Below are 14,270 nucleotides of genomic sequence, written 5' to 3'. Positions count from 1 at the left end.
CGAATTATATATAATGCCGTTATGAAGATATATAAGTTATTATTGTTGTTTCTATTACTCAACTCCGGAAGCTTGTTCGCCCAGCCTCTCACGCTGTCGCTGGAACGGACGATTTCGTTGGCGGCGGACAGTTCGCTGGAGGCATTCAGGACAAAGAATATGTTTCTGGCAGGATATTGGCAATACAGGACATTCAAAGCCGGGAGATTGCCTAGCCTGACACTGAACCTGACACCTGCACAGTATTATCGGGATATTACACGACGATATGATTCCGAGAATGATATCGATGTTTACAGAAAACAACAGTCTTATTATGCGGATGGCGGTCTCTCCATCAAACAAAATTTTGACTTGTTGGGAGGTACGTTCTATCTGGACTCGGATTTGGGATATATGCGTAATTTCGGAGATAATGCCTATAACCAATTCACGACTGTACCGATCCGGATTGGTTACAACCAAAGCCTGTTGGGATATAATCCCTTCCGATGGGAGCGAAAAATCGAGCCGCTAAAATATGAGAAGGCGAAAAAAGAATTACTGTACAATATTGAAAATATCAGCGAGCAAGCTACCAGCTACTTTTTTGCCTTGGCCATGGCACAGGCGGAATATGATCTGGCCAAAGAAAATGTAGCGTCAACCGATACCTTATACCGGACAGGACAGGAGCGTCATAAGATTGCGTCGATCAACAAAGCAGAACTGCTGACATTGAAACTGGATGCCGTCAACGCACGTAACACATTACAAAACGCGGAGATATCTCTGAAAAGAGCAATGTTCAGCCTCGCTTCTTTCCTCAACTTCGACAAAAACACGGAAATACGGCTGAATCTGCCGGGACGCCCGAAAGATATGCAGATTTCTGTTGACGAAGCTTTGACACTTGCCCGGGAAAACAACCCGAAATTTCTCGACACCAAACAGCAGGTGCTTGAAGCCGAACAACAAGTAGACAAGACAAAAAAAGAGGCCATGTTCAATGCCTCTATCAATGCCAGCATAGGATTCAACCAGGTTGCGACTAAACTGAGTAACGCATACCGCGACCCGCTGCAACAAGACATGGTCTCCGTCTCTGTATCTATCCCTCTCGTCGACTGGGGTGTACGAAAAGGGAAACATAATATCGCCAGGAACAACCTCAACGTAACACAGATATCCGCCCGCCAGGAAGAACTGACGGTAGAGGAAGATGTGATCATGACAGTCGGCGATTTCAATATCCAGCAAAACCTGATCACCAGTGCGGAAGAAGCGCTGGATCTGGCCCTCATGGCTTATGCCGAGACCAAGCAGCGGTTTATGATCGGAAAGGCGGATATCAGCAGCCTGACCTTATCGCTGAACCGCCAGCAGGAAGCGCAGCGCAACTATATCTCCGCCCTGCAGAATTACTGGCTGAGTTATTTCAAAATACGGAAACTGACGTTACATGATTTCGAAACAGGCATATCGCTTGCCCGGGAATTTGATTTCACACACGGACTATAAGCAACAGATTCAATGAGTGCATCTCCTAAGATATCATCCTTTACGATCATCGTCACCTTTCTTTGCGTGGCGCTGACAGGGCTGGCTTTCATTCCCCTCCTGCCGATCAAGCTGTCTCCCTCACGCACATTGCCCCGGCTGACTATCAGCTACAGCATGCCCGGTAACTCGGCACGCGTGATCGAGATGGAAGTGACCTCGCGGCTGGAATCGATGCTGGCACGCATCAAAGGGATCAAGGAGATCAACTCCACCTCTGCCAACGGCTCGGGATATATAACACTGGAGCTGGACAAACATACGAATATCGATGCAGCCCGTTTCGAAGCATCCACGATCGTCCGCCAGACCTGGCCCAGCCTGCCCGACGGATTAAGCTATCCGATACTGGAGATGAGCCGTCCGGATGATAAAGAATCGGGGCCATTCATGACCTATACATTGAATGCGGCGGCAACTCCGATCTTTATCCAGCGGTTTGCCGAGGATCAGATCAAGCCGCGGCTTGCCGGTATCCCGGGTATCTACCGGATCGACGTACGTGGAGCGACACCTATGGAGTGGCGGCTGGAATACGATAGCCGGCAACTCGTCTCGCTCGGTATCACCACCAGGGACATTCAGACGGCCATCAACCAATACTATCAGAAGGAGTTCCTGGGGACAGGAAACATGAATACGAACGAGCAGGAAGAATGGATACGCCTTGCCCTGATACCGGAGGGTGTGCAGAATGGCTTCGACGCTTCCCGTATCACCGTGACCGGAAAAGAAGGAAAACTGATCCGCCTGGACCAGTTGCTGAAAGTGACCCGACAGGAAGAAGCTCCTCAAAGTTATTACCGCATCAACGGGCTGAACTCCATCTATCTGTCTATCCGGGCGGAAGAGACCGCGAACCAGCTGGAACTTGCCAAGCAGGTGAAACAGGAGATAGAGCATATCCGCCAGTTATTACCGCAAGGATATGAGATACACACCAGTTATGATGCAACGGAGTTTATCCGGGAGGAGCTGAACAAGATATATATACGTACCGGACTTACCATCCTGATCCTGTTGCTGTTTGTTTTACTGATCACCCGGAATGTACGTTATCTGTTTCTGATCGTTGTCAGCCTGAGTGTGAATCTGTGTATCGCCGTTATCTTCTTCTATCTCGCCGGACTGGAGATGCAGCTTTATTCGCTGGCGGGTGTCACGATCTCGCTGAGCCTGGTGATAGACAATACGATCGTGATGACCGACCATATACGTAACCGCCACAACCGGAAAGCGTTCCTTTCCATCCTGACCGCCACATTAACGACTATCGGGGCACTGGTCATCATCTTCTTCCTCGATGAAAAGATACGTTTGAACCTGCAGGATTTCGCCGCCGTAGTGATCATCAATCTAGCGGTATCATTGGCCATCGCCTTGTTCTTTGTGCCGGCCCTGATCGAGAAACTAGGGTTGGGAAAGAAGAAAAGTGCAAAGCCAAAAGCCGCTTTGCCGGCTGAAGCCCGGACAATTCGCTTTGCTCGGTTCCGGAAATGGGGCAACAGAGCGATCAGACGGTTCCCGGTTTATTTCAACCGGTACTATAAGGCACAGATCAGTTTCCTCTGCCGATGGAAAAAGACGGCATGCGTCGTGTTGGTGCTGGCTTTCGGACTGCCGGTCTTCCTGTTGCCGGAAAAGATCGAGATGGACGATAAAGAGAAAGTATATACAGCCACAGACTCTTTACTCATAGAAAAATATAACAAGTTCGTTTCCGATGATACTTATAAAGAAAAAGTAAAACCGGTCATCGACAAGGCATTAGGAGGAACATTGCGCCTGTTCGTACAAAAAGTGTACAATGGCAGTTATTTTACCCGGAACGACGAGACGGTCCTTTCAGTCACCGCCTCCATGCCGAACGGGACAACATTGGAGCAGATGAATCAACTGATGGGACGCATGGAAGCCTATCTGAGCACTTTTAAGGATATCCGTCAGTTCCAGACAAGTATATACAGTGCGCGCCAGGCCGGCATACGCATCTATTTCACCAAAGCGGCGGAACGAAGCGGCTTCCCCTATACGCTGAAAAGCAAGATCATCAGTAAAGCGTTGGAACTGGGAGGCGGCAGCTGGGGAGTATACGGTCTTCAGGACCAGGGATTCAGTAATGACGTAAGGGAAGGTGCCGGTTCATTCCGTATTGAAATGTACGGATACAACTATGACGAATTGTACGAATGGGCGGAACGTCTGAAAGGACGGCTCCTCACCTACCGGCGTATCAAGGAAGTACTTATCAATTCCGAATTTTCGTGGTGGAAAGACGATTATCAGGAGTTTTACTTCAATCTGAACAAAGCACGGATGGCACAGGAAAACATCCTGCCGATCGAATTGTTCGCTTCTATCAATCCTGTATTCGGAAAAGATATCTACAGTGGTACGATCGTTGTCGACAATGAAACGGAGAAATTGAAACTCAGTTCGCGGCAAGCCACAGACTATGATGTCTGGAGCATGCAGTATGTACCCCAGACCGTTAAAGGCAAACCTTATAAACTGTCAGAACTGGCTACCGTCGAGAAAGGCCAGATGCCTCAGAAAGTAGCCAAAGTGAACCAACAATACCGCCTGTGTCTCCAATATGAATATATCGGAGCGTCCAACCAGGGGAACAAAATCCGGGACCGTGAACTGAAAGAGTTCAATGCCCAGCTCCCCATGGGATATACAGCCAAAGCGGACAGTTACTACTGGAACTGGAACACGAAAGACAATAAACAATACCTGTTGTTGCTACTAATTATCGTGATCATTTTCTTTACCACCAGTATCCTGTTCAACTCGTTGAAACAGCCATTGGCGGTTATCTTCGTGATCCCGATCTCCTATATCGGCGTGTTTCTGACATTCTACTGGTTCAAACTCAATTTCGACCAGGGAGGCTTTGCCTCGTTCGTCCTGTTATGCGGTATCACGGTCAATGCCAGTATCTACATCTTAAACGAATTCAACCAGTTGCGCGAAGCCAAACCTAAAATGCCGGCATGGAGAATTTACCTGAAAGCATGGAATGCAAAAATAACACCCATTTTCCTTACTGTAATTTCCACTATACTGGGATTCATCCCGTTTATGCTAGGCCCCGATAAAGAAGCGTTCTGGTTTCCACTGGCAGCCGGCACTATCGGAGGGCTGACTATGTCCATCCTGGGTATCTTCATATACCTGCCAATCTTCACCTTAAAGAAATGACCATCTTGTAAAGAATTAACCGTCAATAACTGTTTTTCTTTCCTAATTTTGTGATAATCCTGGACGATTTGTTAATTATCCAAACCCTTCTTATCTCTTAAATGTTTTATGCAGGAGCTGAAAAGTCCACGATGAAGAGTCCGATATCACCCTAAAATAAATTAAAGATGAAAGTTTTATTTAAGTATCTACGACTATTATCCCTCTCTACGAGTGGGGCGTTACTATTATGCATCGTGTTTGCTGCCAATCCGGAAATTGCAGAAGGAACCATTACCGGAAAGATTTTTTGGTTTCATTTCTCTATTTTATTACTAGCATTCAGTGTCCTGTTTATGGAAACCACCGTAAAAAAAAGTAATTTTACTTTTTCATTACCCGACGGCCTTTTATTGCTTTTTATCGGACTGACTTTGTTCAATTATGACCGCGAACTGAATCCTCAACCGGAAAGACTCCTCTTTGTCGGACAATTGGGCACTTTATGGTTCATGCTGCGTGCCATTCTGCAGAACCATTCCGAACTCAGGCTTTTTTTTATGTCTATACTTATATGTACGGGCATATTTGAAGCCATGTGAGGAATGGGGCATTTATACGGGTCGGACTCCACAGCCCACCCGCTTCTCAAGGCGGACGGACTTATTTTCAATCCGACACCTTTCTCCGGATATCTGGCGATCATCCTTCCTGTCTGCCTCAACCTAGCGTTGCGATTCCGTGACTGCGACAAGATGGCCTGGTGGGAATTTAGAACCATGGTGTTCTATCTGGCAGTCTTTGCCATAGGAGTTATTCTGATCGCACTCCCCGGAGGTGCCAGCCGACCGGCATGGCTGGCTGCCGGAGCTTCCTGTTGCTGGGTTTTCTTCCTTCGGAAATCCGGATGGGCGTTACTGAAAAAGAGAGTGATCAGACACAACAAGACCGTAATTCTCGGGGGTATCATCCTGTTTTTGGTTATTTCTTTCCTCCCTACACTGGGCGGTATCTTCCATCCGGACCAATCCGCCAACCGGATGCTGATGTGGAACGTAACGACCAAGGCCATTCTGAACCAACCTCTTACAGGTACGGGGCTGGGAGGCTTTCCTGCATTATTCGCTCAGACACAAGCCGAATATTTCACATCGGGAAAAGCATCCGAAACAGAACTGATGGCTGCCGGTTGCCCTAAATTCGCCTATAATGACTATTTACAACTGGGACTTGAACTGGGAGTGATCGGGTTACTCCTTTTCGCTCTTTGGATAGGCTTCTGCCTGTATTACGGATTAAAGAACAAACAGGTAGGCTCTACCGGAGGAATGCTGGCGCTGCTGCTCTTCTCCATGTATTCGTATCCGCTGCAACTACCGTCATTCTGGGTATTGCTCATTTTCTTTTCAGCCATGTGTGTCACGCGCCCTGAACAGGCAGAAAAGTCTTCACCCAAAAACTGCCCGCATATCGGGACATTTGCTGCATTAGTCGCTTGTACCTTGTTCTTCGGACAGCGGGGCTATTACGAACCATACAAAGAATGGAAAATAGTACGGGCACTGGGACAAAAAGATGAGCAAAAGATAGCGGCACAAGGATACCTATGCCTGTACCCCCGTCTCTCCCATCAGGTTGCCTTCCTGCAGGAAGGATCCAGGTGCTTTATGCGATGCGGACAATATTCCGACGCTATCGTCTGGAGCCGCCGGGCGATCCGCCTAAGTGCCGATCCTGAATTTTATTATATCCTGGCAGAAAGCCATCAGCAACTCGGACTTTACAAACAGGCGGAGAAATATCTATTGAAATGCCTGCATATCTTACCGGAACAGATCGAAACATATTATCGGCTGACCAAACTGTATGCAGAAACAGACTACTACCATCCGGAGAAATTACGGCTGGCAGCTCATTCCGTACTGACAAAGAAACCGGCAGTGAACAGTGATACAATCAAGCGAATGAAAGAAGAGGCCTATCAGCTTCTTCAAATGCAGTCATTTTAAAGCCATGATTCCTTCATTTTTATTGCACAATTAAATTATATCCCCTATCTTTGCCGAAATTTTGCAAGGAAGAGTTTCATGACGAATAAGATACATAAGTGTAATCCGATGTTTATTTCCGGTTTAACGCCGGACATTGAAGCTCATTTCTTTACTTTACGGGATTATCATTTGGTAATATAAGATGCGTTGGTTATTTTTACTAACGCATTTTTTTTGTGTCCCGCAGCGGCGATCAGTTAAGGTATAACATTCTATAAAATCAATTAATAAACAAAACAACCCAATTACTATGTCGAAAATTGGAATCAAAAAGGTGATTGTTCTGGGCTCGGGTGCCCTGAAGATCGGACAGGCCGGAGAGTTTGACTACTCTGGTTCACAAGCATTAAAGGCACTGAAAGAAGAAGGTATCAGTACCGTATTGCTGAATCCGAACATTGCAACTATTCAAACATCCGAAGGGGTAGCAGACAAGGTGTACTTCCTGCCTATCACTCCGTATTTTGTTGAAGAAGTAATCAAAAAAGAACAACCGGACGGAATCCTGCTGGCTTTTGGTGGCCAGACTGCCCTGAACTGCGGAACTCAGTTATACACCAGCGGCACACTCGCCAAATATGGTGTAAAGGTACTGGGTACTTCTGTTGAAGCTATCATGTATACAGAAGACCGCGACCTGTTTGTAAAGAAACTGAATGAAATCGACGTAAAAACTCCGATAAGCCAGGCTGTTGAAACGATGGAAGATGCAGTGAAAGCTGCCTACAAGATCGGTTTCCCGGTAATGATCCGTTCTGCTTATGCCCTGGGAGGTATGGGTAGCGGTATCTGCAAAGACGAAGCAGAGCTGCGCACGCTGGCTGAAAGCGCTTTCGCTTATTCTTCACAGATCCTGGTAGAAGAATCATTGAAAGGCTGGAAAGAAATTGAATTCGAAGTAATCCGCGATAAGAACGACCATTGCTTCACGGTGGTAAGCATGGAAAATGTAGACCCGCTGGGCGTACATACCGGTGAAAGTATCGTAGTGGCTCCTACCTGCTCTCTGACAGACAAGGAACTGGATCTGCTGAAAGAACTGTCGACCAAAACAATCCGCCACCTGGGTATCGTGGGCGAATGTAACATCCAATATGCATTCAATTCCGACACTTGCGACTACCGTGTGATCGAAGTAAACGCCCGCCTGAGCCGTTCTTCTGCACTGGCTTCCAAAGCAAGCGGTTATCCCCTGGCATTCGTTGCTGCCAAGCTGGCATTAGGCTATAGCCTCGATGAAATCGGCGAAATGGGTACTCCGAACTCTGCTTATAAAGCTCCGGAAGTAGACTATATGATCGTGAAGATCCCGCGTTGGGACTTGACCAAGTTCGTTGGTGTAAGCCGCCTGATCGGTTCAAGCATGAAGTCTGTCGGCGAGATCATGTCGATCGGTAAGAGCTTCGAAGAGATTATGCAGAAAGGTCTGCGTATGATCGGACAGGGTATGCACGGTTTCGTTGGAAACAACGACCTGGAATTCGACAACCTGGACGATGCACTGGCCAACCCGACCGACCTGCGTATCTTCGCCGTTGCAAAAGCATTGGAAGAAGGTTACACAGTAGAACGTATCCACGAACTGTCAAAGATCACTCCGTGGTTCCTGAACGGTTTGAAAAACATCGTAGATTATACGAAAGTATTATCTCAATACAACAAAATCGAAGATCTGCCCGAAGATGTTCTGAAAGAAGCTAAACGCCTGGGCTTCTCCGACTTCCAGATTGCACGTTATGTAGAAAATCCGGAAGGCAACATGGAAAAAGAAAACATCCGTGTACGTAACCTGCGTAAGAAACTGGGTGTCCTGCCGAGCGTAAAACGTATCAACACGATCGCTTCGGAACATCCGGAACTGACTAACTACCTGTATATGACATACGACGGTAGCGAACATGATATCCCTTACTATAAGAATGACAAGAGCGTGGTGATCCTGGGATCAGGTGCTTACCGCATCGGTTCTTCCGTAGAGTTCGACTGGTGTTCGGTGAACGCTGCACAGACTGCACGTAAGCTGGGTTACAAGTCGATCATGATCAACTACAACCCGGAAACGGTTTCTACCGACTACGATATGTGCGACCGTCTGTACTTCGACGAACTTTCTTTCGAACGTGTACTCGACGTAATGGACCTGGAAATGCCGAAGGGTGTGATCGTATCCGTAGGCGGACAGATCCCGAACAACCTGGCAATGAAGCTGTATCGTCAGAATGTGCCGGTACTGGGTACTTCTCCGCTGTCTATCGACCGCGCTGAAAACCGCCATAAATTCTCAGCCATGTTGGATACACTGGGTATCGACCAGCCGGCATGGGCAGAGTTGACCAGTATGGAAGAGATCGACGGCTTCATCGAAAAGGTAGGCTTCCCGATCCTGATCCGTCCTTCTTATGTACTTTCAGGTGCTGCCATGAACGTTTGCCACAACAAGGAACAGATGATCGAATTCCTGGATCTGGCTGCTAAGGTATCTAAAGAATATCCGGTGGTTGTATCCGAGTTCCTGCAGGGAGCCAAAGAAGTAGAGTTCGACGCAGTAGCGATGAACGGCGAAGTGGTTGAATACGCTATCTCCGAACATATCGAGTTTGCCGGTGTTCACTCCGGTGACGCTACACTGGTATTCCCGGCTCAGAAGATTTACTTCGAAACAGCACGCCGCATCAAGAAGGTTAGCAAGATGATCGCCAAGGAGTTGAACATCAGCGGACCGTTCAATATCCAGTTCCTGGCTAAGAACAACGACGTGAAGGTAATCGAATGTAACCTGCGTGCATCACGTAGTTTCCCGTTCGTTTCAAAAGTACTGAAACGCAACTTCATCGAAACTGCCACCCGCATCATGCTGGACGCTCCTTATACAAAACCGGACAAGAGCGCTTTCGATATCGATTGGATCGGTGTAAAGGCTTCTCAGTTCTCATTCGCCCGTCTGCACAAGGCAGACCCTGTACTGGGTGTGGATATGAGTTCTACCGGTGAAGTAGGTTGTATCGGCGACGACTTCAACGAAGCATTGCTGTCTGCCATGATCGCCGTAGGCAACAACATTCCTAAAAAGAATGTCCTGGTTTCTTCAGGTGCAGCAAAGAGTAAAGTAGACCTGCTGGAACCTTGCCGCATGCTGAGCTCTAAGGGATACAAGATTTTCGGTACTGCAGGTACTGCTAAATTCCTGAACGACAACGGTATCGAAGCGACAGCCGTATGCTGGCCGGATGAGCAGGGAGACTTGAATATCATGGATATGTTCAGCAACCACACATTCGAACTGGTTGTAAATATCCCGAAAGATCATAGCAAACGCGAGCTGACCAACGGTTACAAGATCCGCCGTGCTGCTATCGACCATAATATTCCATTGATTACCAACGCACGTTTGGCTAGCGCATTTATCGAAGCATTCTGTACGATGGATGTAAAAGATATCCAAATCAAAGATTGGCAGGATTACAAATAAGCAAATATTTTTAGTATATTTGTGGTCATAATACTGTAGAGACAGGGATTTACTCTGTCTCTACATGTTTAATTTTAATTCGTGCCTATGTACAGACTACCGATATTGTTCCTGACATTCATGCTGACATTCTTCGTTGTGCATGCCTCGGTAGCCGTCCCTAATTTATTCATTAAAAACTTTACGGTAGACGATTATAAAGCCAGTTGTCAGAACTGGGGATTATCCGTCGCATCCGACGGTGTACTCTACGTAGCCAACAATTCCGGGCTGCTTACATTCGACGGGAATACCTGGAAGCATTACGAAACTCCCGACAAATCCATTATAAACGGCGTTACATTCCTCAATGATACGATCTACACGATCAGCGAAAGCTCTTTCGGCGGATGGACCCGCGATCACCTCGGGGTGATGCGTTACCAGAAACTTTCCAAAATACCGGCAGAAGTCAAATTCAAAGAACCTCCTGTCTCTATCCCGTTCATTCTCCCTGACGAGATATTGCATGCCCAGCCTTCCGTCTTTACCACGATAAACGACCTGTACTTCATCGGTACGACCAATAACGGGTTATACATTACCAGTCCCGACGGAACCATTTTACGACATCTGTCAACCCACGACCAGTCATTGCCCGACAACATCGTGCGTGCCATCTGTATCCAGGATGCGCAACAGATATGGATCGCTTTCGATAACGGCATCTCGCAAATAACATTCGAACCTCCTGTCGTTATGCTGGGCAAACGCAGCCAGATAGGGAAACTGAAAAACGCCACATTATTCAATGACACATTATATATCCAGACCAATGTAGGATATTTCAAAAGGACATTAAGCGGCGGCGATAATTTTGAGCCGGTCGACATCAAGAAAGAAACGTTCCATCTCTTACCGCAGAACAGCGTATTCGACTCGCTCCGCGTAGGGAACGTGTTCAATGACCCTGAATCGTTAGGAGAGTTTGCCGATGCGGAACAAATCTATCCGATCGGAGAAAATATGTACTGGCTCTGTTTCAAAAACGAAGCCGGCCTTTTCCATAACGACTCGGGAAAAGGGACATTGAAATGCCGTCTGCTGCTCAACAATTACAACATGAACATGGTGAGCAGGGACCGGAAGATATATCCTTTGAATGATTCACTTCATCTGATATCAGCCATGCAGGGCATCCTGCTGGTCAATATACGTGAGCTGATAGAAGGCAGCCTGGGACCCGGTACGCCTCTGCAGATCTCTGAAATAAAATACATCGACAAACACGGCGTACACCACCTGCCAGTCAATACGGAGAAGATATCCCTTCCTTACAATTTCCAGGAATTTTCCATCTATGTCGGAAGCACGATCTTCACTCCGAACCATCAGATCAGTTACATGATAGAAGGTGTTTCATCCACCTGGTCACCCTGGCAAAAAGGCGGGGAGATATCTTTCCTGCAATTGCCGGAGGGAAAATACATTCTCAAAATCCGCAAATATGTGGTAAAAGGGCCGTATCTGGAGATATCCGTCCCGATCACTGTCCGTCCTCCCTGGTATAATACGATATGGGCATGGCTTCTTTATATCATATCCATCGCTTTGATCGGTAAATATACACTCAGTTATCATCTGAAAAACCTGCAACGGGAAGAGAAGAGCAAGCAGGAAGCCAAACGACAGGCGGAAGAACAGAAGATCCAGCAGATGAAAAGCAGGATGCTGGAAGCTGAACTGCAAAACAAGAATAACGAACTCACCTTACAGACCTCCGCGCTGGTAAAAAGAAACCAGGCCGTACAGAAACTGCTGGACGAACTGGAACAGCAGAAAGAAACACTCGGTGACCGTTATCCGAACAAACTCTACAACCGTATGAAAAACCTGATGGAAGAATCGCTGAACGACCAGGCAGACTGGGTACTGTTCGAAACACATTTCAACAGCGCACATCAGAATTTCATCGACCGGCTGCGCCAACAATATTCCGATATAACGAGCGGAGACTTACGTATCTGTTGCCTGCTCCGTATGAATCTCTCCACAAAAGAAATCGCATCCCTGTTAAACGTATCAGTACGTGCGATAGAATTACGACGGTACCGTTTAAGAAAGCGCCTGTCCCTTGACAGCGATACCAATCTGATCGATTTCCTCATGAATTACTAAAAAGTATTTTCTAGAATTGACGTTTTCACAAGAACGTATATATCAAACACTTAACCTCTATTGTAATAGCCATGAGAAAGCCCTGATGTACTCTTTTTCTCCACACACATCATTTGTGCAAGTAGTGTAGTAGTCTTTTTTAGCTGATGTATTTCCAAATGTACTTCCTTTGCCGGTGCAATTGAATCTTAATTTCTATAGGCATGATGAAACACGATCTGGAAGAACAACTGGAAGAATTGGAAAGGCAGGGAATCAGTCGCCGCCATTTCCTCAAAATATTAACAGCAGCGGGAATTACAACCGCTGTGGGTACACAAAAAGCTCACGCATTCTCAAGTAATGCAAAAGGAAAGATCGTAGTTATCGGTGGAGGGGCAGCCGGGCTCAGTATGGCTGCACGTTTGATGCACTGGCTGGATAAGCCGGATATCACACTGATAGATCCAAGCGATCGACAGTTCTACCAGCCTGGTTTTACTTTGATAGCTTCCGGTGTTTATCAACCGGACGACGTTTGGAAAAAACAAGAGAACTGTATTCCTGACGGAGTAAAATGGATTAAAGATTCGGTTGCAGCAGTCGACCCGGTGATGAACCTGGTAACAACTAACAACAACGGAAAGGTCGCTTACGACTTTCTGGTCCTGACTCCGGGAGTGCAGACAAACTGGGAAAAGGTAGAAGGGATTACACACGATACTTTGGGAGTGGGAAACGCTCACAGTATATATGATTTCGAAGGTGCACAAAAAACCTGGAAAGCGCTCCAGGAATTCTCTAAAACAGGTGGCCGTGGTATCTACACCGATACATACACGAAACACAAATGCGGAGGGGCACCGAAAAAGATTTGTTTGCTGACAGACGATTACAGCCGCAAACAGGGTACACGGGATAAGCTTAAACTGGATTACTTCACAGCATCCAAAGAGCTGTATGATATTCCTTTCTATACTCCCCGTCTACTGGAGATTTATAAGGAACGCAATATTCCGATCAATCTCAATGTGCGTGTAAAAGGTGTCGATACAGCAGCCAAACAAGTACATTTTGAAAAGGTAGAAACAGTCGGAGAAGAAAAAGTAATCACTCCTTTCATAGAAGATTACGATTTCTTCCACTTCGCACCTCCTATGTCGGCTCCTGATTTCGTTCGCGAAGCCGGACTGGGATGGACGGAAGGCAAGCTGGCTGCCGAAGCCTGGGTGATGGTCGATAAAACGACACTGGTACATAAAACGTATCCGAACATTGTCTCTTTGGGAGATGTAGCCGGCATACCGACCAGTAAGACATCTGCCGCCGTACGCATGCAAGTGCCGATCGCTGCCAAGAACCTGATCTCGCTGATGGAAGGCAAAGAACCTGTTGAGAAATACAACGGATATGCAGCCTGCCCGATCGTTACAGACTATGGACACGTGCTTTTGTGCGAGTTCGATTATGATAAAAAACCGGCAACTTCATTCCCGTTCACGATGTTGGACACATCAAAAGAACAATGGGCAGCCTGGTTACTGAAAGTTTACATATTAAAGCCGATGTATTTCTACGGAATGCTGAACGGCTACGCATAACGGACCAAAAATAACAACTCCCTATAATTCAAATGCCAAACTACAGAAAATCCCCGGCTCAGTTCCTTGAGACCGGGGATTTTGTTATTTTGATAGCTTATGTTCGGATAGGCTCAATTATTTCTATAACTTCTCGATTTCCTCTACCGACAACCCTGTGCAGGTTACAATGTCGGCTGTCGGCATTCCCATACGTTTCATATTAACTGCCGTCTGACGCAAAGCATCGGCTTTTCCTTCGGCAAGACCTTCAAGACGGCCTTCCCATTTGGCAGTATCGAGTACGTC

The 14,270-nt window shown here is 46.8% G+C and carries 7 protein-coding genes; all 7 read left to right on the top strand.

Going from position 1 to position 14,270, the window contains the following annotated elements:
• The first annotated feature begins 21 nt into the window (after positions 1-21).
• The 7 genes from DXD68_RS19220 (at position 22) to DXD68_RS19195 (ending at position 13,982) form a co-directional block, all read left to right on the top strand.
• Positions 22-1,500, top strand: a complete 1,479-nt coding sequence (locus DXD68_RS19220; protein ID WP_122363115.1) for a TolC family protein — start codon at positions 22-24, stop codon at positions 1,498-1,500.
• 12 nt (positions 1,501-1,512) lie between these two features.
• Positions 1,513-4,746: an efflux RND transporter permease subunit gene (locus tag DXD68_RS19215; protein ID WP_122363114.1), complete on the top strand. Its 3,234-nt coding sequence runs from the start codon at positions 1,513-1,515 to the stop codon at positions 4,744-4,746.
• A 167-nt stretch (positions 4,747-4,913) separates the two neighbouring features.
• Positions 4,914-5,327, top strand: a complete 414-nt coding sequence (locus tag DXD68_RS24580; protein ID WP_233577238.1) for a hypothetical protein — start codon at positions 4,914-4,916, stop codon at positions 5,325-5,327.
• Positions 5,328-5,330: 3 nt separating this feature from the next.
• A complete protein-coding gene (locus DXD68_RS19210; protein WP_233577237.1) occupies positions 5,331-6,734 on the top strand; it encodes an O-antigen ligase family protein in 1,404 nt (467 codons plus the stop codon).
• A gap of 292 nt (positions 6,735-7,026) precedes the next feature.
• Positions 7,027-10,245: a carbamoyl-phosphate synthase (glutamine-hydrolyzing) large subunit gene (gene carB, locus DXD68_RS19205; protein WP_122363113.1), complete on the top strand. Its 3,219-nt coding sequence runs from the start codon at positions 7,027-7,029 to the stop codon at positions 10,243-10,245.
• An 87-nt stretch (positions 10,246-10,332) separates the two neighbouring features.
• Complete coding sequence (locus tag DXD68_RS19200; RefSeq protein ID WP_122363112.1) at positions 10,333-12,402, top strand: transcriptional regulator; 2,070 nt, start codon at positions 10,333-10,335, stop codon at positions 12,400-12,402.
• A 203-nt stretch (positions 12,403-12,605) separates the two neighbouring features.
• On the top strand, positions 12,606-13,982 hold the full coding sequence (locus tag DXD68_RS19195) for an NAD(P)/FAD-dependent oxidoreductase (RefSeq protein WP_122363111.1): 1,377 nt from the start codon (positions 12,606-12,608) through the stop codon (positions 13,980-13,982).
• Positions 13,983-14,270 lie beyond the last annotated feature (288 nt).

The organism is Parabacteroides sp. TM07-1AC (assembly GCF_003480915.1).
GTDB lineage: Bacteria > Bacteroidota > Bacteroidia > Bacteroidales > Tannerellaceae > Parabacteroides > Parabacteroides chongii.
This window is presented reverse-complemented; position numbering and strand designations above follow the sequence as displayed.